This window comes from Flavobacterium gelidilacus DSM 15343 (assembly GCF_000422685.1).
GTDB lineage: Bacteria > Bacteroidota > Bacteroidia > Flavobacteriales > Flavobacteriaceae > Flavobacterium > Flavobacterium gelidilacus.
Genome location: NZ_KE383905.1, coordinates 32,706 through 58,242 on the forward strand (window position 1 = coordinate 32,706; position 25,537 = coordinate 58,242).

Below are 25,537 nucleotides of genomic sequence, written 5' to 3' on the forward strand. Positions count from 1 at the left end.
TTAATGGTTTTTTAAATGATTTTTTTCTGAAAATCTAATATCCGAATATCAAAAAAAAAAAATTATTTTATATCTAATTCAAAAGGCATCATCGCTTGAACACCTTTTATGTTTTGTACTCTTTTTATTTTTTCTAAAAGCATGTAGCCTTCGGTTCCTAATTGCTCTTTCAATAAACTTTCTTTAGTTTTAAAAATTGAAATTCCAGACATGCTTGCTAAAATGTCTTCAAAACTACTTTCATATTCTGGATAGTTTTGTGTTCTAAATTCTTTGATTTTAGCTAAAGTTGCAGCATATTTAATGGCATCGTTTAAGCTTCCTAATTTATCTACTAAACCGTTTTTTACAGCATCAGTTCCTGTCCAAATTCTTCCTTGGGCAATAGCATCTACTTGTTCAGTTGTCATTTTTCTTCCATCTGCTACGCGTTGCAGAAAAGTTTCATAAACATCTTCAACACCTTCAAGCACCACTGCTTTATACTCTTCATTTAAAGGCTCAAAGATACTGTAACCACTAGCGTTTTTGTGTGTTTTAACTTGTTCGGCATTAATTCCGATGTTTTTTCCAAGTTCCGTCATGTTTGGTAACATCCCAAAAACTCCAATTGAACCAGTTATTGTATTAGGTTCAGCAAAAATATAATCAGAATTACAAGCGATATAATACCCACCAGAAGCGGCAACATTACCCATTGAAACTATAACTGGTTTTATTTTTTTGGTTAATTCAATTTCTCTCCAAATTAATTCAGAAGTTAATGCACTTCCACCCGGGCTATCAACTCTTAAAACAATTGCTTTTACATCATTATCTTCTCGTGCTTCTTTTAAAGAACGATTTATTGAACCTTCACCAATAATATTTACACTTCCTTCACCACCTTGAATTTCTCCTTGTGCATAAATAACAGCAATGGTATTGTCAGCTTTAAAATTTGTTGCAGGTGAATCGGCAATTCCAGCATAATCAGAAATAGAAATTTTATTGTATTCTTCACCTTTCTTGACAGCTAATTTTTTACTGATTAAATCGTGATATTCATCTTCATATCCAATTTTGTCAATTAATTTAGTTTCAAGGGCTAGTTTTGGTGTTCTCGCTCCTAAGTTATCTGCAATAGTATTTAAAGTTACAATATCAATATTTCTACTTTTCGAAATGTCAGTTACAATAGTTTCCCAGATTGACTGTAATAAAACGGTTATTTGTTCTCTGTTTTCTGGACTCATTTCTTGTGCTAAGAATGGTTCCACGGCACTTTTATATTTTCCGTGACGAATAACTTCAAATTTCACACCTGATTTTTCTTGTAAATCTTTCATGTAAATTACTTCAGAAGCTAATCCTTTAAAATCTAATTCACCGACTGGATTTAAATAAACTTGATCGGCAACCGAATTTAAATAATAATCTTTCTGACTTAAGACATCAGAATAAGCATAAACAAATTTTCCTGCTTTTTTAAATTCTTCTAATTTGTTTCTAATGGCTTTACTTTGTGCTAAACCTAGAGCAGAGTTGTTTTTTAATATGGAAATTCCTTTAATGTCTTTGTCTGTTTTTGCTGCTTCAATAGCGTCAATTACTTCAATTACACTTGCTTTTTGTTTGCTTTCTAATAAAGCTTCAAACGGACTTGGTTCAAAAGTTCCATTGTAATCTAGGCTGATTTCTGACAAATCTAATTCAATAACTGAGTTTTTCTTTAATTCGGGTTTTCCATCACCACTTCCGGCAATAGCTCCGATAACTAAAATAAAAAAGAAAAAAAGAAATGAAAATAAAAATATGCCGACTATAGTTGATAAAACGTTGCTTAAAAATCTCATTTTTAAAATATTAATTAATGTATATATAAGTGTCAGTTTTGGCAATATTGTTACAACTTTAAAAAAAAATAAAAATCATCAGACATAAGCCAAAAAATGTTTGTTATTTTGCCAAGTATGAATTCACAAAACCAAATAGTTTTATCGCTTGGAAGTAATATAGGAAATAGATTAGAAGCTATTGAATTATGTATTTCTTCCATTCATAATGAGATTGCAACCGTTGTAAAAGTTTCAAATGTTTATGAAACACCAGCTTGGGGTTTTCAAAGTGAACCTTTTTTCAATTGTGCTATTGTAATTCATACCACAAAATCACCACAAAAAATCCTTACTCAAATCTTAAAACTTGAAAAACAATTAGGAAGAGTAAGAGGAAAACAAGAAGGTTATCAGGCAAGAACCATTGATATAGATATTATTTCTTTGAATGAAGACCTTGTTGAAACTGAAAATTTGCAAATTCCACACAATCAAATGCAGAATAGGATGTTTGTGTTATTGCCGATGCAAGATTTAAGTCTGAATTGGATTCATCCAAAATTCAAAAAATCTATTTCTGAATTAATTCAAGCTTGTAAAGATGAAAGTGAATGTAAATTAGTTAAAAAATTAGTTTCACCAATCGAAAAGTTGAAGTTACAAAATTTCAATTATATTGCTATTGAAGGGAATATTGGTGCAGGAAAAACAACTTTGGCTACCAAGATAGCTGAAGATTGTAATGCAAAATTAGTTTTAGAACGTTTTGCCGATAATCCCTTTTTACCAAAATTTTATAAAGATCAGAATCGTTATGCTTTTCCGTTAGAAATGTCATTTTTAGCAGATAGATACCAACAACTGACAGATGATTTGGCTCAATTTGATTTATTTAAAGACTTTATCGTTGCAGATTATCATATTTTTAAGTCACTAATTTTTGCAAAAGTGACTTTGCATGAAGATGAATTTCGCTTGTACAAAACCATGTTTGACATCATTCACAAAGAAATGCCAAAACCTGATTTATATGTGTATTTATACCAAAACACAGAAAGACTTTTAGCGAATATAAAAAAAAGAGGTCGAAATTACGAACAAGAAATTCCAGCAGAATACTTAGAAAAAATCAATCGTGGTTATTTAGATTATATTAAAACTCAAACGGATTTGAATGTTTTAGTTGTTGATATTTCTGATTTAGATTTTATCAAAAAACAAAATGATTACATTTATTTGTTGGGTGAGATTAATAACAGACTAAATTAAGCGTTCACAGATTTAAGAAATTAAAGAAATTTACACAGATTATTTTTTCTGATTTCTCAAATTTCTCAAATCTGTGTTCCAAAAAATCAATTCATTTTCTGAAACAAATCCCAAATCACAATTCCAGCACTAACCGAAATATTCAAAGAATGCTTACTCCCTAATTGTGGAATTTCAATTACACCATCGCTCAAATTAATAGCTTCTTGTTGCACACCTTTTACTTCATTTCCAAAAATTAAAGCATATTTTTTATCAGTTTTAGGCTGAAAATCATTCAACATTATCGAATTTTCTACCTGTTCAATCGAATAAATTTCAACTTGTTCAGCTTTTAATTTTTCAATGACTTCTAAAACGTCTTTGGCATATTCCCAGGTGACTGTGTCTGTTGCACCTAGAGCCGTTTTATGAATTTCTTTGTTTGGTGGAACAGCTGTAATTCCACATAAATATATTTTTTCAACTAAAAAAGCATCACAAGTTCTAAAAACAGAACCTATATTATGTAAACTTCTAATATCATCTAAAATAACAATAATGGGAGTTTTATCTGCTTCTTTAAATTCTTCTTTGCTTATTCTATTTAATTCTTCGTTAGCTAATTTTTTCATTTGACAAAGATAGTTTTTAGTTTAAAATTCTTAATAACAATTATTAACAAATCAATAACAGTAAGCAAAAAAGGAGTTTTATATATTGCTCAAAATTAAAAATTATGAAATACTTATTTTTACTATTTGTTTTGTTCACTCAAAGCTGCAACTCACAAAATTCAAATTTGCCAAAAGTTGACAAAGAAAAACAACAAGCCATTATTGATGAACATTTAACCAATTGTGCAACCAAGTACAATTATAATTATGCAATGGATAAATGGCAAGAATGTTTGGATAAAGGTTTAGAAAAAGATTCAACAATAGCTTATTTGTGGCAACAAAAAGCAATGCCCTTATTTAAAGCAAGAAAGTATGAAGCTGGAATGGTTTTTCTAGACAAAGCCGTTAAATATGATGAAGCAAGATGGTTAGATTATAGAGCTTTTATTAAATGTATTTTTGCGAAAACCTACAAAGAAGCTATTGTAGATTTTGAAAAATGCAAAGCAAGAGTTGGAAATTCTTATGTAATGGATCATTCGTATGATTTTCATATTGCTTTAAGTTATTTACAATTAAATGATTTCAAAAAAGCAGAAAGTATTTTCAAAAAAGATACAGATGAACAAGCAAAAAAGCATGGTGAAGCACATCATTTAGATTTATTTTATTACGGAATTTCATTGCATGAGCAACAAAAATTTAAGGAAGCAATTACGGTTTTTGATAGAGCTTTAAAACAATATCCACAGTTTTCTGATGTAAAATATTACAAGGCACTTGCAATGTATAGAAATGATGAATCAAAAGAAGTAACTGATGCTTTATTTAAAGAAGCAAAAGCAGACTTAGAAGCTGGTTATACGATAAACGAAGATCAGATTTATTATGAAATGTATCCATATCAAATCGAAAAATTAAAAAACAGATAAACTATGAAAAAAATATTTTCTTTTGCAATCGTTTTAATAACTTCAATAGTTGTTGCTCAAACAAATGAAGTTGATTATGTTGTTAAAAACGTAAATGTAGTTCCAATGAATTCAAATCTTGTGCTTAAAAATCAAGATGTAAAAATCAAAGACGGAAAAATCATTGAAATTTCTAAATCAAAAAAATCAAAAAATAAAACTGTAAAAATAATTGATGGCAAAGGTATGTATTTGATGCCTTCATTAAGTGATGCTCACGTGCATTTTCCAGAAACTGAAAAAGAAATGGAAAAAGTTATGCAATTAAACATCATAAACGGAATCACAAAATTACGTTCCATGAGAGGTGATTGGAATCACGTTAAATGGAGAGAAAAGTATAATGCTGAAACTTCTTATTATCCAAAATTATATATTTCTGCACCACCAATTAGTCGTCAATATGATTTAACAATCGAGCAAATGAATGACTTTGTTAAAAGTGCAAAAGACTACAATTTCGATTTTATAAAAATTTTAAGCATCAAAAGTGAAACGCTTTTTAAACAATTAGATAGTGTTTGTAAAAGTCAGAATATTTCTTTGGCTGGACATTTTTTAGATAATCCAAAAGGCATTCATATTTCTGATGAAGCTTTTTTTAATTCAAACTATAAATCTTTCGAACATTTGGGTGGATTAATCGGAGAACCAGAAAAATTCGATTCGCGAATTAAATATATTCAAGACAAAAAAATGGTTGTTTGTCCAACTTTGTTATGGTATGATATTGGTTCAGGTCAATATGATACTGATTATTTAATCAATCAAGACGGAATGCAATTTGTAAAAGAGGAAACCAAAAAAGAATGGGTTGAAAAAACAAATCTGTACAGAGAAAAGACCGGAAAAGCAGCTCTTGAAGTAGAAATCGAAAGCGAAAAAAAATCAATGGAAGAACGTTTTTCAGTAGTCAAAAAATTAAATGATTTAGGAATTGATTTAATTATAAGTCCAGATGCAAGTTCAAAATATATGATTTCAGGTTTTGCTTTATTTGAAGAAATGAAATTATATAAAAAATCAGGCTTATCTAATTATGATATTTTAAAATCATCAACGTTAAATTTTGCAAAACTGTTCAATGAAAACTATGGAACAATAGAAATAGGTAAAAACGCAGATTTCATTTTACTTGGCGAAAATCCATTAGAAAAATTAGAAACGTTAAAAGAAATAAAAGGCGTATTTTATAATAATTTCTATTTAAACGAAAGTCAATTGAATGAAATTAGAAACAATATCGAAAAGTAGTTTAATGCTTTGATGAACTTTGCGTAAAACTTTGCTTCTTTGCGTTAAAATATTTCATCTTATTTTTGATATTGATTTTTGACATTGACATTGAAATTGAAATTGTCATTGATTTTCGTAACTTCGCATTCAATCAAAAATAAAATTGTGGCTAAAAAATCAGCACCTACAGAAAAGAAAGAAACTCCTTTAATGAAGCAATACAATGGCATCAAGGCAAAATATCCAGATGCTTGTTTGTTGTTTCGTGTAGGAGATTTTTATGAAACTTTTGGAGAAGATGCTGTTCGTGCCGCTAGAATTTTAGGAATAACTTTAACAAAACGTGGAGCTGGTTCAGAAACCGAAACGGCTTTGGCTGGTTTTCCACATCATTCTATAAATACTTATTTGCCTAAATTAGTCAAAGCTGGACTTCGTGTAGCGATTTGCGATCAACTAGAAGATCCAAAAATGACTAAAACCATTGTGAAACGAGGTGTGACCGAATTAATTACACCTGGAGTTTCAATGAATGATGAGGTTTTGCAATCCAAATCAAATAACTTTTTGGCAGCATTACATTTTGGAAAAATCTCAATTGGAATTTCATTTTTAGATGTTTCTACAGGTGAATTTTTAACGGCTCAAGGAAATGAAGAATACATTGATAAATTATTGCAAAATTTTCAACCAAGTGAAGTTTTAATTCCGAAGCAATTCAAATTAAAATTTAAGGAAGTTTTTGGCGAAGATTATCATACTTTCTTTTTAGAAGATTGGATTTTTAAACAAGATTATGCTTTTGAAAGTTTAACAAATCATTTTCAAACCAACTCTTTAAAAGGATTTGGAATAGAAGAACTGCAAGAAGGAATTATTTCATCTGGAGCCATTTTATATTATTTATCAGAAACACAACATAATAAAATTCAACACATAACTTCTATTCAACGAATTGCAGAAGATGCTTATGTTTGGATGGATCGGTTTACTATTCGTAATTTAGAATTATATCACTCTACGAATCAAAATGCAGTAACACTTTTGGATGTGATTGATAAGACATTATCTCCAATGGGTTCGCGTTTATTGAAACGTTGGTTAGCACTGCCTTTAAAAGAAGCTATTAAAATAAAAAATCGTCATGAAGTTGTGGCTTACTTGAAAGAAAATCAAGATATTTTAAAACAAATTCAAACACAAATTAAGCAGATTTCAGATTTAGAGCGTTTGATTTCTAAAGTAGCCACTGGAAAAATTTCACCAAGAGAAGTTGTTTATTTGAAAGATTCATTAGATGCTATTATTCCAATAAAAACATTGGCTTTAGCTTCAAATAACGAATCCTTAAAAGTTATTGGTGATAGTTTACACGCTTGCGAATTACTTCGAGAGAAAATAAAAACAACCTTAAATCAAGAAGCACCAGTTGCCATAAATAAAGGAAATGCAATTGCTAAAGGTGTAAATGAAGAATTAGATGAATTAAGAGCCATTTCATCCAAAGGAAAAGGATTTTTAGATGATTTAGAACTTCGTGAAAGCGAAAAAACGGGAATCACATCGCTAAAAGTTTCCTTCAATAATGTTTTTGGCTATTATATTGAAGTCAGAAACACACACAAAGACAAAGTGCCTGAAGAATGGATTAGAAAACAAACTTTAGTCAGTGCAGAAAGATATATTACCGAAGAATTAAAAGAATACGAAGCTAAAATTTTAGGGGCTGAAGAAAAAATTCAGGTGCTAGAAAATCATTTGTTTGAGCAATTAATTCAGTGGATGGCAACTTATATTAAACCTGTTCAGTTAAATGCTAATTTAATTGCGCAGTTAGATTGTTTGAATTCATTTACCCAATTAGCCATAGAACAGAAATATGTTCAACCTGTTTTAGACGAAAGTTTTGATTTAGAAATTACAGAAGGTCGTCACCCTGTTATTGAGAAACAACTGCCTGTTGGTATTCCTTATATTTCTAACAATGTCTTTTTGGATAGAGAAACCCAGCAAATTATAATGATTACGGGTCCAAATATGTCTGGAAAGTCTGCTATTTTACGTCAAACCGCTTTAATTGTGCTGTTGGCTCAAATGGGAAGTTTTGTTCCGGCAGAAGCTGTTAGAATGGGAGTAGTAGATAAAATCTTCACTAGAGTAGGAGCAAGTGATAATATTTCAATGGGTGAGTCGACTTTTATGGTCGAAATGAATGAAACGGCCTCAATTTTGAATAATCTTTCAGAAAGAAGTTTGATTTTGTTAGACGAAATTGGAAGAGGAACTTCAACTTATGACGGAATTTCGATTGCATGGGCAATTGCTGAATTTTTGCACGAACATCCAAATAAGCCAAAAACACTATTTGCAACACACTATCATGAATTGAACGAAATGGAAGTCACGTTCAATAGAATTCAGAATTTTAATGTTTCTGTGAAAGAGTTGAAAGATACTGTTTTGTTTATTCGTAAATTGGTTAAAGGAGGAAGTGCTCATAGTTTTGGTATTCATGTAGCAAAAATGGCTGGAATGCCTCAAATCGTGATTCAGAAAGCGCAAAATTTATTGAAGAAGTTGGAGAAAAATCATTCTTCGAGTGAATTATTAAATATTAAAGACGCAAATGATGAGTTGCAATTAAGTTTTTTCAATTTAGATGACCCATTATTAGAGGAAATTAAAGATCAAATTATGAATTTAGACATAAATACATTGACTCCCGTTGAAGCTTTGATGAAATTGAATGAAATAAAACGAATGATTGTAAAATAATTTCATTTGTAAATAAATCACTGTCAATAGGTTATTTGTTTTTTGAAAATTTTTATTAAAAAAGGTTTGCAAAATTAAATTTATAGTGTACATTTGCAACCGCAATACGGAACAAGTATGGCGAAGTTCTTAAAAATAAAAGTGAAAATAGACTCCTAATTGAGTGTGATTATGTTCTACTAAATCTAGTCTTTTTTGAGTTTTATCATAAACGCGAAAATAGCTCAGCTGGTAGAGCGCGACCTTGCCAAGGTCGAGGTCGCGGGTTCGAGCCCCGTTTTTCGCTCAATATTATACCAATGGTTTTTTATTAAACCAAATGCTTGAGTGGTGGAATTGGTAGACACGCTGGACTTAAAATCCAGTGGGTAGTAATGCCCGTGCGGGTTCAAGTCCCGCCTTGAGTACTAAAAGCTTCAAACTATGTTTGGAGCTTTTTTTGTTTATAACATCTTCAATACTTTTTTTTTAACCTTTTTATTCCTGATATTAAAATAGTAGCTTGCTATTTCATTATTAAAAACAATTATGGGGACATTCGTCATTACTAAAAGAATAAACGACTTATATAAATATGAATTTGTATCTAGAAAAGGTAAGCCTATTTTTATTAGTAAAGATTTTGAATTAAGATTTGAATGCGAAAATGAGATAGAGAGTCTAAAAATTAGATTAGAAGATTGTTTTTTTATGCAATTTAAATCAATGAAAGGAAAGTTTTATTTTAAAATTGTTTTGCAGAATGAAGAGATTGCAGTGAGTAGGAAATTTTCAACGCAATTGATGATGCAAAAAAGCATTAATGAGATTGTTAAGTATGGTAATCAATCTGAGATTTTAGATTTTTCTCTAGAATTGGATATTTTCAAAAATTAATTGTAGTAAATGGATTACGTAAAATAAAAATAAATCTAAAAAAAAAGCCTCACATTGTGAGACTTTATTTTTTTTAGATAGCTTCTAATTACTTAGCAACTTCTTCAGTAGTAACTTCAACAGCAACAGTAGTGTCAGGAGCAACTTCAACAGTTTCAACAGTTTCAGTAACAACTTCTTCAGTAGCTGGAGTAGTTTCTTCTACATTAGCTTCAGTTTCTTTACAAGATACGAACATCATAGCAACTAATGCTAAACTTAATACAACTTTTTTCATCTTTTTTATTATAAAGGGTTAATTATTAATTCGGAGCAAAGATATAAATTTTTTGATATGACAAATTATTTTTTGTTATTTTTTTCAAAATTTTTTTAATCCTTGAATTCCGGAGTATGTATTTACAATTTTCGTGCCAAAAATATTATTTTAAACTTATTTTTTTACAAGCTTTAATTCTGAGATAATATTCTGAGCATTAGCATACTTATCAATGATAAATAATACATATCTAATGTCTACCATAATGTTTCTACAGATATCTGGAGAATAATAAATATCACTCATTGTTCCTTCCCAAACCCTGTCAAAGTTTAATCCAATCAGGTTTCCTTTTGCATCAATTGCTGGACTTCCTGAGTTTCCACCTGTTGTATGATTGGTTGCAATAAAACAAACCGGTAATTTACCGTTTTGAGCATAACTTCCATAATCTTTCTTATTGTACAAGTCAATTAATTTTTGTGGCACATCAAATTCATAATCTCCAGGAATATATTTCTCCATTACACCATCTAAATAAGTAATAGGTTCATAATAAATTGCATCTTGTGGAGCGTATCCTTTTACTTGGCCATAAGTCACACGTAAAGTACTATTGGCATCAGGAAAAATTCTATCGTTTGGAAATAATTCAACAATAGCTTTCATGTAAGTTCTTTGTAAAGCTGAATTTTTCAAATCAAGTTCGCTATAAGTTGGTGCGATTTTAGCATAATATGTATCAGCTAAAGATTTTATTAACTGAAAACCTTTATCATTATTAAGTTTTTCAAGTACTGATTTTGCATCACCATTTAATAATTCTTTAAGTTTTGCATAACTAGTTAAACTTGAAGTTGAATAAATTTCTTTAGATAATGTACTCGCATTTATATTTTCTAATGAACTAGGTAAAAACTGTTTTGGAGATTTTGTGGCATATAATTGAATTAATTGCTCAAAAACCTTTTCGTCTACTTGTGCGTTAAAATCTTTGTAAGAGTCTTCAAAACCTGTAATTAAGTTGTTTTTTCTATCATTAAACGATTGTTCTCCTTTAGAAGTATAAACTTGTTCCAATTGATATAATTTGAAGCCAAAGCTCAATAATTCAGTATTTCTCAGAACTACTTCACTAAAGTAATCTCTTGCAACGGCATAATCTTTAATTTCTTTATAATTCTTCTCAAATTCTGAAAGTAAATTTCCGTATTCATTTTGTTTTCCTGCTTTAATGACTCTGTTGTTGAAGTCAGCTTCGAATTTTTGTTTAATTCCTACAGCATTTGATTTCTTTAAACCTTTAGTTTCACCAATCCATTTTTTCCAATAATTAGCCACACTTGCAAACTTTGAAGCATATTGAATTTTAATAGCTTGATCTTTTCGCATAAAACCATCTTGGACTTTTAATGCAGCATCACGAATTTCAATTTTTGCTGGATTTAAATCATTAATAATTTGTTCTACAGCATAAGACGGTAAGTATTCTTGTGTTCTTCCAGGATAACCTAATACCATCGTGAAATCATTTTCTTTGATTCCTTTTGTAGAAATTGGTAAAAAATGTTTTGGTTTGTATGGAACGTTATCTGTTGAATATTCTGCTGGACGGTTATTTTTATCAGCGTAAATTCTGAATAATGAAAAATCTCCAGTATGACGTGGCCAAACCCAATTGTCTGTGTCTGAACCAAATTTCCCTATTGAACTTGGTGGAGCTCCTACTAAACGAACATCTTTATAAGTTTCCGTTACAAATAAAAGGTATTGATTTCCATCAAAAAAAGTTTTGATTTTGTTTTCTTGCCAAGATTCTTTGGGTAAAGTCTCACTATAATGCTGAGTGTTTTCTTGGATTTTTTTTTGTTTTTGAGCTTCATCATTTAAAGCATCAACTCCTTCCATAATTTTTGAGGTAACATCTTCAATTCTAACAACAAAAGTCACGACCATTCCTTTGTTAGGTAATTCATCTTCCATTTTATAAGCCCAAAATCCATCTTGAAGGTAATCGTGATCAACTGTTGAATGATTTTGAATAGCTCCATAACCACAATGATGATTGGTTAAGATTAATCCTTTTGGAGAGATTACTTCAGATGTACAACCACCATTAAAATGAGGAACAGCATCTTTTAAACTAGAATTGTTAACATCATAAATGTCTTTTGCCGAAATTTTCATTCCAAGCGATTTCATTTCAGTTTCATTCATCCCGTTTAATAAAGAAGGAATCCACATTCCACCTTGTTGGGCTTGAAGATGTACAACAAAAAGAAGTACAAATAATTTAATAAATTTCATAAGTATAGTTTTGATAAGGATTGCAAGTTACGGTTTTTGATTTTTTGTTGAAATTAATTTAGGTTTTCATTAAGAATATGTTTCATGATAATGTCTGACGCTCCTTTATTCATTTGAATAAAAGTGCTGCAAATATGACCTTTCTCATAGCGTTCATCTTCATTTTGAAGTAATATATTCAAAGCTTCGTTTAATTGCGTTTGATTTTGAATTGAAACGCAACCTTCCATATTTACTAAAGCAGTTGCTTCTGCAAAATGCGAATAATTTGGACCAATAATAATCGGAACTCCAAAAGTTGCAGGTTCTAAAATATTATGTACACCAGGATTCCCAAATCCTCCACCAACATAAGCAATGTCTGCGTAAGCATAGATTTTGGTTAGAATTCCGATTGTGTCAATAATAAATACATTGAATTTTGATAAATTTTGATTTTCTTTTTCAGAAAACAGTATGGTTTTTTTCTTGATTGAATTTTTTAATTCCTGAATTTGCTCTTGTTTGATGTTATGTGGTGCAATAATGAATTTTATATTTTCTGATGAATTATTAATGTATTCAATTAATAAATTTTCATCTTTGGGCCAAGAACTTCCAATTACAATGGTTGTTTTATTGTCTTTAAATTGTTCAATAAAATTTAATGAATTATCTCTTTCTAAAATAGAAACTACTCTGTCAAATCTTGTGTCACCTGAGACTTTTACATTATTGAAACCAATACTTTGTAATAATTTTTTGGAACTTTCATTCTGAACAAAAAAGTAATCAAATGTTTTTAAAGCATTTCTATAAAATCCACCATACCATTTAAAAAAGGCTTGATTTTCTCGTAAAATTCCTGAAATTAAATACGTTTTAATCCCAATGCTTTGGGATCTCTTTTTCAGTTCATTCAAGTAATTAGGCCAATATTCGTATTTAATAAAGAAAACTAGTTCTGGATGTACTAATTCTAAAAATTGTTTAGCATTAGATTTTGTGTCTAATGGTAAATAAACGGTTACATCTGCAACTGTATTGTTTTTTCTAACTTCATATCCAGAAGGAGAAAAAAATGTAACCACAATTTTATGTAAAGGGAATTTTTCTTTAATTTTTTCAATTACAGGTAGGCCTTGTTCGTATTCGCCCAAAGAAGCAGCGTGAAACCAAATCGTTTTGTCATCAGCATTGATTTTATTTCGTAAGGTTGAAAAAACTGACTTTCTACCCTCAACAAAAAGCTTCATTTTTGGACTAAAAAGAGCTATGATTTTGACAATTTGTGAGGCTAAAAACGTAATGAAATTATAAATAAAATACATTTAATCTTTTTTGATGGGTTAAAAATACGTTTCTTTTGTGATACTTTAAATTGTAAGGCAGAATTTCTTACTTTTGTATCACTTAATTTTTATTACGATGAAAAAACTACAAATGGTTGACCTTAAAAGTCAATATGAAAAAATAAAGGATGAAGTTAACGCTTCAATTCAAGAAGTTTTAGATACAAATACATACATAAACGGACCTTTGGTTCATCAATTTCAAGCTGATTTAGAAAAATATTTAGGTGTTAAACATGTAATTCCTTGTGCTAATGGTACAGATGCTTTGCAAATTGCGATGATGGGATTAGATTTGAAACCAGGTGACGAAGTTATTACAGCTGATTTTACTTTTGCTGCAACTGTTGAAGTTATTGCGTTATTGCAATTAACTCCAGTTTTAGTAGATGTTGACATGAATAACATGAATATTTCGCTTGAAGCTATTAAAAAAGCTATTACTCCAAAAACTAAAGCCATTGTTCCAGTTCATTTATTTGGACGTGCGGTAAATATGGATGCTATTATGGAAATTGCAAAAGAACACAATTTATATGTAATTGAAGATAATGCACAAGCTATAGGAGCAGATTTTACCTCAAAAGATGGTTCTAAAACTAAAGTTGGAACTATTGGTCATGTTGGTGCAACTTCATTTTTTCCGTCTAAAAATTTAGGATGTTATGGCGATGGTGGTGCAATTTTTACAAATGATGATGCTTTAGCTCATAAATTAAGAGGAATTGTAAATCACGGAATGTATGAAAGATATCATCATGATGTAGTTGGAGTAAATTCGCGTTTAGACAGTATGCAAGCTGGAGTTTTAAAAGCAAAATTATCTCGTTTAGACGAATATAATAAAGCACGTCAAGAAGCTTCAAGAAAATATTCAATGGCTTTAGGAGTTAATAAAAATATTGTAGTTCCAATGATTTGTGACACTTGTGACTGTCATGTTTTTCATCAATATGTAATCCGAATTACAAATGGAAAAAGAGATGGTTTATTGGCTCATTTACAAGGTAAAGATATTCCTTGTGCCATTTATTATCCAATTCCATTACACAGTCAAAAAGCTTACGCTGATACTAGATACAATGAAGAAGATTTTCCAATAACAAATCAATTATGTAAAGAAGTTATTGCATTGCCAATGCATACTGAATTAGATGATGAACAAATTAAATTTATAACAGATTCAATTTTAGAATTTGTATAATTCGATTTTTAGATCGTTCGAATAATCGAATAATCGAATAATCGAGAAATCGAAAGTATGAAAATAGTAGTAACAGGAGGATTAGGTTTTATAGGTTCACACACAGTAGTAGAATTGCAGAATGAAGGTTTTGAAGTTGTTGCTATCGATAATTTATCTAATTCCTCTGAAAAGGTTTTAGACGGAATTTTTAATATCACAGGAAAAAAACCAATTTTCGAAAAGTTTGATTTAAGAGAAAAATCAGCGGTTCAAGATTTTTTTGCTAGACATAATGATGTGGCTGGAGTTATTCATTTTGCAGCTTCAAAAGCTGTTGGTGAAAGTGTAGAAAATCCTTTACTGTACTATGAAAACAATATCAATGCATTGGTATATGTTTTGCAAGAATTAACAAAATTAGAAAAAGCTAACTTCATTTTTAGCTCATCTTGTACAGTTTACGGTCAAGCCGAAAAAATGCCAATTACAGAAAATGCATCAATTCAACCTGCAATGTCACCTTATGGAAATACAAAGCAAATTGGTGAAGAAATAATTACAGATGTTGCTAAAGTAACAAACGTGAATTCAATTTTATTGCGTTATTTTAATCCAATTGGATCTCATCCAACCGCTGAAATTGGAGAGTTACCTTTAGGAGTTCCACAAAATTTAGTGCCTTTTATTACACAAACTGCTTTTGGTTTACGTGAAAAATTATCGGTTTATGGAGATGATTATCCTACTTCTGATGGAACAGCTGTTCGCGATTATATTCACGTTGTGGATTTAGCAAAAGCACATGTTATCGCAATGAAACGCCTATTGGATAAAAAAAATATTGAAAAAGTTGAAACCTTTAATTTAGGAACAGGAACAGGAAGTTCTGTTTTAGAAGTGATAACTGCTTTTGAAAAAGTTTCAAATCAAAAATTAAATTATCAAATTGTTGGAAGAAGAGAAGGTGATATCACGGAAGCTTATGCCAACACAGATAAAGCAAATAATATTCTAGGTTGGAAAGCACAATCTACTTTAGAAGAATCTTTAGCAAGTGCCTGGAAATGGGAACAGAAAATAAGAAGTTAATACAAATAGAAACCCCCAAATAATTTTAAATTATTTGGGGGTTTTTAATTTTAAATGAAGATTATTTTACGGCTTCATCCATCTTTTTTTCCATATTCTCTGCACCTTCTTCCATGTCGTTTCCAACTTTAGTTGCAGTAGAATCCATAGCATCAACAGCATTTTCAGTTGTGTTTTCCATCTCAGTTCCAACTGCTTCCGTAGCGTCTTCTATCTTATCTTCAGTAGATTCTTTACAAGATACAAAGGCTAATGTTGAAACGAATGCTAATGCTAAAATTGCTTTTTTCATAAATTAATGTTTTTGAAATTATTAATAATTTGGTTATCAAATATATAAAAAACTATTCAATCTTTAATAAGAAATTTGGATCTGTACAATTATTTGTATAAAAACTAACCTCTTTTTTGCTACAAACACCTGGATAATCTCCTGATTTTTCTTGTAAATCTTTAATGATTTGAAAATGTAAATGTGGAGCATAATCTCCATTTATTGGTGGAGCTCCAAGAAATGCAATTAGATTTCCTTTTTTTACAATTTGACCAACTGCTTTTCCCTTTAAACTTTCTGAACTTAAATGACCATAAAGTGTGTAAAAAGTTATGTTTTCAATAGTGTGTTCTAAAATTATAGTTGGACCATAATCGCCCAAAGCTGTATTGTCTTGAAAACTATGAATTTTTCCATCTAAAGCAGCTAAAACACTAGTTCCGGCTTTTATCCATAAATCTAAACCAATATGAATGTTGCGTTCATCTGTAATTTCATTTTTAAAAACCTCACTTCTTCTGTATAAGTTTCTAGTCTCTAAATAACCACCAAAAGCAACTTTTGCATTATTGTTTGATAAATGATTTTCAATAAATTCTTCAAAAACAATTGCGTCAGTTAAATTTAAATCTAATTGATCTGTGTGAGTTGCTGATAAATCTAATGCTACATAATCTTTGTAATCTATAGACGAATCAATCACTTTTATGTTTTGTTGCTCTTTAAGTAACTCTTCTAAATTTTTATTCATATTTTATTCTACTAATTCATTATAAAGTTTTTCGAAAGTTTGATTTAAATCAACACTAAAACCAGAATGTGGTCTTGAAGTTTGAATGCTAGAACTTTTAATGGCTGAAATCCATCTAAAACGTTCGTCTTTTTCAAATTGTGCTATTGGTCCACCTTCTTTTTTTCCTTCACAGATATTTACTAAAGCATCAAGATTGACTTTTAGCAGTTCTAAATCAAATTCAGTACAAAAAGCTTTAATTTTTTCAGATGGAATTTGGTGTTGAATGCGTAAATATTTTTGACGTTTGCAATACAGCATTAAGCCAACATTTATAAATTCTTCGCGTTCGACTCTTGGAATAACGCGAATCACAGCATATTCATATAAGTGTTTTTCGTGCATCTTGCGCTTGTTTTAAAAATAATTCAGCATTCTGTAATCGAATCGATAAAAATTGAAAATATACTTCTTTGATTTCTAAAGGAGAAATATTTTGGTCTTCCCATTGCAACCAATCATCCGGAATTTGATTTACAATTTCTTTTAATATTGTATCATTTAATTTTGAAGTAAACTCTTTGTGTACTTCGTCTAATTTTGAAGCTTTAGGTAATAAAACATGATCTTTTATCAACGCAAAAGGAGTTTTTGCCGTAGCTTCCCAATTCGTCCATGAATGATGAAAATAAAATGAAGCTCCATGATCAATCAACCAAAGTTCTTTTTTCCAAATCAATAAATTGGTGTTTTTAAAAGTTCTGTCAACATTTATGATAAAAGCATCTAACCAAACAATTTTAGAAGCTAGGTAAGCATCACAATCATTAGCTGCTGCATCATAAGTCAAAGCGCCAGATAAAAAATGTAATCCTAAATTTAAACCTTGACTAAATTTCAATAAATCTTGAATTTCTTCATCGGCTTCAGTTCTTCCAAAAGCTTCATCTAAATTAGCAAAAACCAATTCAGGAACAGGTAATTCTAAATATTTCGCAATTTGGCCTCCTAAAAATTCGGCAATCAATGCTTTTACACCATGTCCTGCACCACGAAATTTTAAAACGTATTTAAAATCGTCATCAGCTTCCGCTAAGGCAGGTAAAGAACCACCTTCTCGAAGTGGTGTTATATATCTTGTAACGTTTACCGTTCGTAAATCTAAATTCATAGAGAATGTGTTCTTTGTTACAAAGGTAACTAAATTTATAGGATGATTTTTTGTTAATTTTTTGAGATTTATTTAAAAATTTAGCATTACATTTAATTTAAGTTTGAAAAATTATTTTTTTAAGATTTAAATATGTTAGAAAAGGAAAAAGACTTTAGAAAATGTGTTTAGTGATAGAAAAATAAGATAAATAAACTGAATGTAGAATAACTTGTTTGCAAAAAAAAAATGATTTAAAACGTAATAATTTTTTGTGTATGGAAGAGCAACAAAATAAACTTAAACAATTGTGGGAGATAGAAAATAAGACTTCTAAGCAAAGCACTTTTTTGCCAATTATTAATTTTAATGAAATAGTTAATTCATTAATAAATATTGGACCTTTTTATTTTTATGTTGTTGATTTTTTTGATATGTCAATTTCTAATGTTAGTTCTTCTATAAGGGATATTCATGGATTTGATCCTGAAACCGTTTCTTTTGATGATGTTTTAAGTACTATTCATCCAGAAGATTTAATTTTTGTGGCAAAAGCAGAAGAAACTAATTTAAAATTTTTATATGAAATTATAGGAAAGGATAATGTCATGAATTATAAATCTAATTATTCTTTTAGAAGTAAATTAAAAAATGGAGAATATTGCCTGCTGAATCATCAAGCTATCGTTTTAACTACAGATGAAAATGGGGGTTTTGGTAAATCACTTAATATTCACACCAATATAAGTCATATTACGTCTAAAAATAGCAACACTATTTCTTTAATTGGCTTGAATGGAAATCCTTCTTATACAGATATAAAAGTTGATTTTACTTCTAAGGGTATAAGTTCGTTTTCAAAAAGAGAAATAGAAATTATCAAACTTGTTTCTGAAGGAAATACTAATGCTGAAATAGCCAATAATTTAAACATTAGTCTTCATACTGTAAAGACACACCGAAAAAATATTAATAAAAAAGCAGCTTGCAAAAACGTTTCTGAATTAATAAATAAGTTTACTTCAAATGGTTTACTGTAATTAAAATACCTATTAATAGGTATTGTTTATAAAATGATTATTACTGAAATTTGTTAAATATCTAATTTTTTGGATACTAATATTATAAGTTTTATCAAAATTTAATATGAAAAAATTAGCTCTATACATTCTCTCAAAACCTATTTTCAGATTCACTTTATTTTGTTTTTTATGTTGTTCTTCACTTAATGCGCAGAATAAGGAACTTCTTCTAGGTCATTGGGAATTAGATAGAATTTCATTAGCAAATAAAAAATTTGAAGCATTTAGTGGTGATGAAGACGAATTAAAAACCCTTTTTAGAACCGTTGTACTCCAAAAATTAGTTAAAGAAGAACCTGTTATTCACATAGAATTAGAAGCTATAAATAAACAAGTTGAAGAACTAGCCAGTTTTTATAACCAAAGTGTGCTCGAAATTAAATCACAAGCCATTAGTAATCGTGCAAAAACGGAATTGTCTGGCGAATATCTTTTGAAAGATAAAGTTTTGATGATTGAATGGTCTAATGCTGAAAAGAATAACTTAAAAATCATAAAACTAAATAAAAACGAACTTGTTTTTAGGGATTTAGAACCCAATTTAGTGTTTTATTATTTCAAACTTGTACAAGAATAATGGTTGTTGAAAACGTTAAATTAAAGAAATAAAAAACCAGAACCAAAAAGAGTTGAAGGTGAAAAAGTGGATAAAGCAAAATTTAATAAATAGTAATTATGAAAATACTAGTTGCATTTTTTTTAATAATTTATAGTTCTATTTCCATAGCACAATCAAATCTTAATATATCAATTTCAAAAATTGAAACTTATATGTTAACTCTTCCTCAAACTCAAATCGTTGGTCCCATGGATATTCAATTTGACATTGAATATCATTTTGCAAAAAATATTCAAACCAAAGAGCTTATTTTACATTATAAAATTAAAAACATAAAACATCAAGTTAAGTTCGGAACTCTCAGGTTCAAAAAGGATAACATTATTTACAGACAAGATGAATTAAATACAATTGATGGGTTAAAAGGAGAAGGGTTTACGGATCTAGAAATTAAGACTTTGAAAATTAACACAAGTATTTTAAATCTAGAAAATACTAATATTAACTTATCTAGCAATTATTTTAATAAAATTGTTATGAAAAATGCAACAAAAGATTTAAACATAGATAATCTATTCCTAAATATTGCTAATACTAGCATAGAAAAAGCAGATTTTATTAATAGTGCCAAGCTTAAAAACAGAATAGATAAAATTAAATAATAGGGTGCTTTTTATAGCTCATATTTAAAACTTATTTAATAATAACGTCAAATTTTATATTATGAAGAAGTATATACTTTTAATTCTAATTGTACACAGTTTTTTTTCATATAGTCAAAATAATTCTCCTAAAACAATTGATTTGATTTATTCTCCTAGCGGAAATAGGAATGGTTTAAAACCAGTTTATATTACATTTAAATATAAATTTATTTATGCGGTTGGCGATATTTATTTAGTTAAGGCTTCACAATGTAGTTCAGATTTAGCCTACCAATACAATGGTAGAGAATATTCTTTTACTGACATAGAAGGAAGTAATGCTATAAGAAAAATTAAAGCCCACTCACCTACAATTGAAATGAGCATTTACGGTCCTAATGGCTTTATAAAAAAAGTTAGACCGATGATTATTTCTAATAATTTAGGAGGTGTATTATCAGCGGATGCCGATGTTGTATGTAATGCAAAATCAAATTCTGAAAAAGATCCTGAAAATTATTATATATCAAATGTCAATGTAATTAATGTTTCTTATGAAAATACTGGGGAACTTAATAGTATAATTGAAATAAAATTACGTGATGAAAAGAAGACTGCTGATATAGATAAGCTAATTACAGAAGCTCAAAATGATCAATTATACAATAATTCACTTTTGGCTAAACAAAAATATGAAAAGGTCTTAGTCTTAGATAAAAGTAATCAAATAGCAATAAAGGGTCTTGAGTCAATTAATAAAAAAATAAAAGAAAAAGATAAAAAAGACCTTTTTGATGATTTAATTAAAAGAGGTAGTGAAGCTGAAAATAGAGGTGATTTGGATGAAGCAGAAAATTTTTATGATGAAGCCATAAATACCGGTACAAATAATGGATTGGCTCAAAATAATAAAAGTATTGTCAAATATAAAAAGGATCAAAAACAAAGAGATTTTGAAAATAAAGAGAATGAACTTAAAAAAGAAATTGACAGAATACAAAAAGAGAATATCAAATCTCAAAAAGAAATTTCAGATAACATTTATAAACAAGAGGAGATCGAAAGAAAAGCTGAAAAAGATTTTATTAATAAACAAATGGATAGTATTTCCAGAGATTTAGATCAAAAAGAAAGAAAAGAAGCTAATGATAAAATAAAAAAATATTGGGACGATAAAAGAATTGAGAAAGAAAGAATTGAAACACAAGAAGATAAAATTGTAAAAGAAGAGAGAAGTTTAAGAAGAGATTCTGATTATAATAGGATTCAAAGTATGCACTCTTTCATGAAAAATGATCGTGAAGAGTTTATAAAGGCAGCAGGAATTGCATCGGCTAAATATGAAGAAGCTGTTGCATATAACGAAAAAATTAGCGAAGCAAGTAAGCTTAAAAAAGAATGGTGGGATAATAATACTTATATTCAGGTTATTGCAGATGATTTATATGAAAATCAAAGAGAATCTAACCATGAGAACGTTATGGTATTAATGATGCAACAGAGAAATTTATACGAAGCTGCCAAAGAACTTTATTTCAAAACTTTGTTTTATGTTGATTTAAATTCTCAAAATTATAAGTTTACAGTAAATAAAATAGAATCTATTAATAAAGAAATTGATTTTTCTAAAATGCTAAATAAAATATCACCCAGAGGTGAAAAAATTAGAAAAGAAAACAGAGCATTCATAAAAAGCATGGTTAGAGCTAATAGAATGGATGATAATAAAAAGAAAGCAGAGATGGCTTTTACAATAATGCGATTAGAAGATCCTTATTCCATCGAAAACAATTTTAAGGAAATAGAGTTGCAGTATAGATTAAATGGAGCCGATGAAAAATATCGCAATGAAGCAGCTATAGCTGGTCAAACGCATTCAATTGCTAATGATCTTATATTTAACAATGAAGGAAACTTAGTAGGTGGTAGAAAATTTGCAGTTATAAATGTATTTACTTGGTTAGAATATTCAATGATGCCAATTCTTATGAATGTCACTTCTGATAATTATCCTCCAAGAACAGAAATTGACGACTTTATAAGTTTTAATCCAATTTTTGGTCTTGAAGTAATGTGGATGAAAACCAAGTTTTTTGATTTAAACACAGGCTTTTTTGGCGGAATAGGTATTACTCCAAGTCCGGGAGAGAGTATAGGTTATATCAAATACGGTGGGAAACTCAATCTTGATTTTGGATTAAAAAGAGTTAAAATAGCTACTTTAGCAGCTTATGAGTTTCATACTGCTGAACGAGAAATTGATTACGATGTAAATGATATCAACAACGGTTATGAGATAATTACACCGTCAAATAAACAAGGGATTGGATCTTTTAATTATAGTGTTCTGAAATTAGGTGCGGGAATCAAAATTGATATTGGAGACGAAGATAGCTCTGGTCATATTTTGTTAATGGCTTTGGCTGAAAAACCAAGCTTTTACAAAGAGAACTTTACAGATAAACCTATAATTTCATTTTCTTTAGAAGTGCAGTTTTTAGGTGGTTTTACTTTTGGGGGCGGCTATGCTAAAAATTATTTTATAGCTGGAGAAAAAAAATACGATTTTTGGGAAATAAAAAACAAAGATTTTTACTCTTTTTTTCTTGGAAAAAAATGGACTATTTTAGATCCATCTGCTCCTTAATTAATTTTAAATAAAAAAAAATGAAAAAATTATTTAAACTTATTGTCATATTTTCTTTTCTTGTTGTAGTTCATGGCTGTAATGAAGAATCGTATATAGAAAATATAGGTTTTGTAGAAGAGTCTAATAATCAAATGCCGGGTAATGGTTCGGTAGTTTTTTGGACATCTAATGCTAATCCCATTTTTTTCTGTAATGGTGGATTGAATTTTTATGTTGATGGCTCATACGTGGGTACTTTATCAGAAACTAGAAATGTAGTTCCAAATTGCGGAACTTCTAGCGCATCTTCATTTTCAATTTCGTTAAATGAAGGAGTTCATTCTGTTACTGCGAATGGTACTGGTGAATTTTGCACTTTCAGTTATAATTTTAATATTGATATCATCAGAAATACATGTCTTAAACAAGAATTAAATTAGTCTCTACTATTAAAAAAGTAAGTTGAACTTTAAGATTTATAATTGACCAGCCTATTTCCAATATGAAATTCACCAAAGAAGAAAAAAAATTTTGGCAAAGCCATTATCATTTTGATAAGCCTTCTCAACTTCACGAAAATTGGCAACAGATTTGGTCAGTTGATAATAGTGAAGGTGATGATTTTTTTTATTTTTTCACTTTGCGAGTTACTACAATTGTAGATGTTTATTTAAAAGCTTCTTTAATTACGGATAAAGCTGTTGAGTATATGACAAAATTCAAAGAGCTTAAATATTTAGTTCTAAGGCAACATCAAAATATTACCAAAGCAAGTATTCCGTTTTTTAATCAGATGGATAAACTTGAAAGTTTAGATGTTACTAAAACCAAAATTACTTTAACAGATTTATACGATTCTTTAAACAATCAAAATCTAAAAGAAGTGTTTCTAGATTCAGAAGAAAAGGAAGAAAATATATTGGAAAAAGCATTTGTCTTAAAAGAAAGAATGCCTAACTGCGATATTTATTTAGACACATCTGATTCATACAATGAAAAACCAATATTTAATTAAATAAACTTTAAAATTATGAAAACAAATAAATTTTTACCGTTGTTTTTTTGTCTTTTTATTTCAATTTTGGCTGTAAGTCAAACTAAAGGAATAGAAGAAAAAGAATATTATAAAAATGGACAATTACAATCAATAGGAAAATATATTGATGAAATTGAAACAGGAGAATGGAAATATTATCATGAAAATGGAAAACTAAAATCAATAGGAAAATATATTGAAGGAAATGAAGCTGGAGAATGGAAATTTTATGACGAAACTGGAAAATTAGTAGAAACTATTAAGTTTTTTGATGGCAAACTATCAGATAATATACCGCCAATTCAAAAATATCTAGATAAGGTGGTGAGTTTAGAATTATACGAAGATGAACCCACAAAAGTTTCTCAAAAAATTTCAATAACTACTTTTATATCAACATCAGATACAAAAGGTTTTGTTAACTATAAGAAGGTTTATTCTAATATAGATTGGAGTGAATTTAATAAATATAAATATAATGTCTATAAAGATTTTGTTGTCATAGAATTCATATTTCACAATGAAATTAAGTATCAATATTCTGACAATGAATCAAAAAACAAAAATGAAGAAGTATATTCTTTTAGTTGTCAGATTTGGCCAAAAGATGAAGCTGAAGTTTTAGAAATTTTAAAAGATTGGAAAGATAAACGTGATGGTAACTACTAACAAAATTAAATAAATTTTTAGAACAGAAATAAATATATTAAACAAGTAATTTTTAATTAAATACAAAAAACCTCAAATTTTTGTAAACATGAGGCTTTTTGTATTCTATTATATAAATTTATGCCGAAAACGTCTCAGCATCATTATTTATTTTCTTAACCAATCCAACCAAAACTTTTCCTGGTCCAACTTCTGTAAAACTAGTTGCACCGTCAGCAATCATTTGATTTACCGATTGTGTCCAACGAACTGGAGCCGTTAATTGAATTATTAGATTTTTCTTAATTTCTTCAGCATCAGAAACCGCATTCGCCGTAACGTTTTGATAAACCGGACAAATAGGAGTAGAGAAAGTAGTTGCTTCAATAGCTGCTGCTAATTCTTCTCTAGCAGGCTCCATCATTGGCGAATGAAATGCTCCTCCAACTGGTAAAATTAAAGCTCTTTTTGCTCCAGCTTCTTTCATTTTTTCACAAGCTTCTTCAACAGCTTTGTATTCTCCGGAAATCACTAACTGACCTGGACAGTTATAGTTTGCAGCCACAACAACTCCATCAATAGAAGCACAAATGTCTTCTACGATTTTGTCATCTAAGTTCAAAACTGCTGCCATTGTTGAAGGTTTAATTTCACAAGCTTTTTGCATAGCTAAAGCACGTTGAGAAACTAATTTTAGACCATCTTCAAACGATAAAGCACCGTTTGCTACTAATGCTGAAAATTCACCCAAGGAATGTCCAGCAACCATTTCTGGTTTGAAGTCTTCTAAGGTTTTTGCTAAGATAACTGAATGTAAAAAAACGGCTGGTTGTGTAACTTTGGTTTCTTTTAATTCTTCCGCTGTTCCTTCAAACATGATGTCTGTGATTCTGAAACCTAGAATATCGTTTGCTTTTTCAAATAATTCTTTGGCTAAGGCCGAATTTTCGTATAAGTCTTTACCCATTCCTGAGAATTGTGCTCCTTGACCAGGAAATATGTATGCTTTCATGTTTTTAATTTAAAGATTGAATGATTTAAAGATTGAAAAATTAAACCTAAGCAAA

General features: G+C 29.3%; 24 protein-coding genes and 2 tRNA genes. 16 read left to right on the plus strand and 10 right to left on the minus strand.

From position 1 onward, the window contains the following. Window positions 1-62 precede the first annotated feature (62 nt). On the minus strand, window positions 63-1,835 hold the full coding sequence (gene sppA, locus G507_RS0114710) for a signal peptide peptidase SppA (RefSeq protein ID WP_026718208.1): 1,773 nt from the start codon (window positions 1,833-1,835) through the stop codon (window positions 63-65). Window positions 1,836-1,952: 117 nt separating this feature from the next. On the opposite strand from sppA, the gene folK reads away from it, so the two are divergent. Continuing rightward, window positions 1,953-3,086 (plus strand): 2-amino-4-hydroxy-6-hydroxymethyldihydropteridine diphosphokinase, encoded by a 1,134-nt coding sequence (gene folK, locus G507_RS0114715; RefSeq protein ID WP_026718209.1) that lies wholly within the window; start codon window positions 1,953-1,955, stop codon window positions 3,084-3,086. Window positions 3,087-3,172: 86 nt separating this feature from the next. Here the strand turns inward: folK and G507_RS0114720 are convergent, their stop codons facing one another. Beyond that, complete coding sequence (locus tag G507_RS0114720) at window positions 3,173-3,700, minus strand: RNA methyltransferase (RefSeq protein ID WP_026718210.1); 528 nt, start codon at window positions 3,698-3,700, stop codon at window positions 3,173-3,175. Window positions 3,701-3,804: 104 nt separating this feature from the next. Between G507_RS0114720 and G507_RS0114725 the strand changes: the two genes are divergently transcribed. The 6 genes from G507_RS0114725 to G507_RS0114750 all read left to right on the plus strand — a co-directional run bounded on the left by G507_RS0114725 (window position 3,805) and on the right by G507_RS0114750 (window position 9,543). Further along, window positions 3,805-4,617: a tetratricopeptide repeat protein gene (locus G507_RS0114725; protein WP_026718211.1), complete on the plus strand. Its 813-nt coding sequence runs from the start codon at window positions 3,805-3,807 to the stop codon at window positions 4,615-4,617. Window positions 4,618-4,620: 3 nt separating this feature from the next. Then, window positions 4,621-5,910 (plus strand): amidohydrolase family protein, encoded by a 1,290-nt coding sequence (locus G507_RS0114730; protein WP_026718212.1) that lies wholly within the window; start codon window positions 4,621-4,623, stop codon window positions 5,908-5,910. Between the two features lie 192 nt (window positions 5,911-6,102). After that, on the plus strand, window positions 6,103-8,667 hold the full coding sequence (gene mutS, locus G507_RS0114735) for a DNA mismatch repair protein MutS (RefSeq protein WP_026718213.1): 2,565 nt from the start codon (window positions 6,103-6,105) through the stop codon (window positions 8,665-8,667). Window positions 8,668-8,880: 213 nt separating this feature from the next. Then, window positions 8,881-8,953: transfer RNA gene (locus G507_RS0114740), tRNA-Gly, on the plus strand. Window positions 8,954-8,988: 35 nt separating this feature from the next. Then, window positions 8,989-9,074 (plus strand) — tRNA-Leu (locus tag G507_RS0114745). 121 nt (window positions 9,075-9,195) lie between these two features. Then, entirely contained in the window at window positions 9,196-9,543 is a 348-nt protein-coding gene (locus tag G507_RS0114750; protein ID WP_026718214.1) for a hypothetical protein, read from the plus strand. An 88-nt stretch (window positions 9,544-9,631) separates the two neighbouring features. On the opposite strand, the gene G507_RS0114755 is transcribed toward G507_RS0114750, so the two are convergent. The 3 genes from G507_RS0114755 to G507_RS0114765 all read right to left on the minus strand — a co-directional run bounded on the left by G507_RS0114755 (window position 9,632) and on the right by G507_RS0114765 (window position 13,419). Further along, complete coding sequence (locus G507_RS0114755; protein ID WP_026718215.1) at window positions 9,632-9,820, minus strand: hypothetical protein; 189 nt, start codon at window positions 9,818-9,820, stop codon at window positions 9,632-9,634. Window positions 9,821-9,976: 156 nt separating this feature from the next. Then, window positions 9,977-12,109 (minus strand): S46 family peptidase, encoded by a 2,133-nt coding sequence (locus G507_RS0114760; protein ID WP_026718216.1) that lies wholly within the window; start codon window positions 12,107-12,109, stop codon window positions 9,977-9,979. 53 nt (window positions 12,110-12,162) lie between these two features. Next, entirely contained in the window at window positions 12,163-13,419 is a 1,257-nt protein-coding gene (locus tag G507_RS0114765) for a 3-deoxy-D-manno-octulosonic acid transferase (RefSeq protein ID WP_026718217.1), read from the minus strand. A gap of 97 nt (window positions 13,420-13,516) precedes the next feature. Here G507_RS0114765 and G507_RS0114770 point away from each other — a divergent pair, with 97 nt between their 5' ends. Further along, window positions 13,517-14,644 carry a DegT/DnrJ/EryC1/StrS family aminotransferase gene (locus tag G507_RS0114770; protein WP_026718218.1) on the plus strand — a complete coding sequence of 376 codons (1,128 nt, stop codon included), beginning with the start codon at window positions 13,517-13,519 and terminating at the stop codon, window positions 14,642-14,644. 57 nt (window positions 14,645-14,701) lie between these two features. After that, a complete protein-coding gene (galE, locus tag G507_RS0114775; protein ID WP_026718219.1) occupies window positions 14,702-15,715 on the plus strand; it encodes a UDP-glucose 4-epimerase GalE in 1,014 nt (337 codons plus the stop codon). Window positions 15,716-15,776: 61 nt separating this feature from the next. Here galE and G507_RS0114780 read toward each other — a convergent pair whose 3' ends face one another. The 4 genes from G507_RS0114780 to G507_RS0114795 are packed head-to-tail and all read right to left on the minus strand — an operon-like array spanning window position 15,777 to window position 17,893. Continuing rightward, the gene (locus G507_RS0114780; protein ID WP_026718220.1) at window positions 15,777-16,007 is read right to left on the minus strand and encodes a hypothetical protein; all 231 of its coding nucleotides are present in this window, start codon (window positions 16,005-16,007) and stop codon (window positions 15,777-15,779) included. Window positions 16,008-16,059: 52 nt separating this feature from the next. After that, a complete protein-coding gene (locus G507_RS0114785; RefSeq protein ID WP_026718221.1) occupies window positions 16,060-16,740 on the minus strand; it encodes a peptidoglycan DD-metalloendopeptidase family protein in 681 nt (226 codons plus the stop codon). A gap of 3 nt (window positions 16,741-16,743) precedes the next feature. Then, the gene (locus G507_RS0114790; RefSeq protein ID WP_026718222.1) at window positions 16,744-17,127 is read right to left on the minus strand and encodes a DUF3037 domain-containing protein; all 384 of its coding nucleotides are present in this window, start codon (window positions 17,125-17,127) and stop codon (window positions 16,744-16,746) included. Beyond that, the gene (locus G507_RS0114795; protein ID WP_026718223.1) at window positions 17,105-17,893 is read right to left on the minus strand and encodes a HipA family kinase; all 789 of its coding nucleotides are present in this window, start codon (window positions 17,891-17,893) and stop codon (window positions 17,105-17,107) included. Before G507_RS0114795 ends, G507_RS0114790 begins: the two co-directional genes overlap by 23 nt. A 257-nt stretch (window positions 17,894-18,150) precedes the next feature. Here G507_RS0114795 and G507_RS0114800 point away from each other — a divergent pair, with 257 nt between their 5' ends. The 7 genes from G507_RS0114800 (at window position 18,151) to G507_RS17415 (ending at window position 24,491) form a co-directional block, all read left to right on the plus strand. Next, the gene (locus tag G507_RS0114800; protein WP_051191737.1) at window positions 18,151-18,912 is read left to right on the plus strand and encodes a LuxR C-terminal-related transcriptional regulator; all 762 of its coding nucleotides are present in this window, start codon (window positions 18,151-18,153) and stop codon (window positions 18,910-18,912) included. A 106-nt stretch (window positions 18,913-19,018) separates the two neighbouring features. Next, the gene (locus G507_RS0114805) at window positions 19,019-19,531 is read left to right on the plus strand and encodes a hypothetical protein (protein ID WP_026718225.1); all 513 of its coding nucleotides are present in this window, start codon (window positions 19,019-19,021) and stop codon (window positions 19,529-19,531) included. Between the two features lie 98 nt (window positions 19,532-19,629). After that, window positions 19,630-20,175: a hypothetical protein gene (locus G507_RS0114810; RefSeq protein ID WP_026718226.1), complete on the plus strand. Its 546-nt coding sequence runs from the start codon at window positions 19,630-19,632 to the stop codon at window positions 20,173-20,175. 61 nt (window positions 20,176-20,236) lie between these two features. Beyond that, window positions 20,237-22,804, plus strand: a complete 2,568-nt coding sequence (locus G507_RS17065) for a hypothetical protein (protein ID WP_035666394.1) — start codon at window positions 20,237-20,239, stop codon at window positions 22,802-22,804. Window positions 22,805-22,824: 20 nt separating this feature from the next. Then, complete coding sequence (locus tag G507_RS0114820; RefSeq protein WP_026718227.1) at window positions 22,825-23,226, plus strand: hypothetical protein; 402 nt, start codon at window positions 22,825-22,827, stop codon at window positions 23,224-23,226. Window positions 23,227-23,288: 62 nt separating this feature from the next. Continuing rightward, the gene (locus G507_RS0114825; RefSeq protein ID WP_026718228.1) at window positions 23,289-23,801 is read left to right on the plus strand and encodes a hypothetical protein; all 513 of its coding nucleotides are present in this window, start codon (window positions 23,289-23,291) and stop codon (window positions 23,799-23,801) included. 15 nt (window positions 23,802-23,816) lie between these two features. Then, window positions 23,817-24,491, plus strand: a complete 675-nt coding sequence (locus G507_RS17415) for a toxin-antitoxin system YwqK family antitoxin (protein ID WP_051191740.1) — start codon at window positions 23,817-23,819, stop codon at window positions 24,489-24,491. 118 nt (window positions 24,492-24,609) lie between these two features. Here the strand turns inward: G507_RS17415 and fabD are convergent, their stop codons facing one another. Further along, complete coding sequence (fabD, locus tag G507_RS0114835; protein ID WP_026718229.1) at window positions 24,610-25,482, minus strand: ACP S-malonyltransferase; 873 nt, start codon at window positions 25,480-25,482, stop codon at window positions 24,610-24,612. Window positions 25,483-25,537 lie beyond the last annotated feature (55 nt).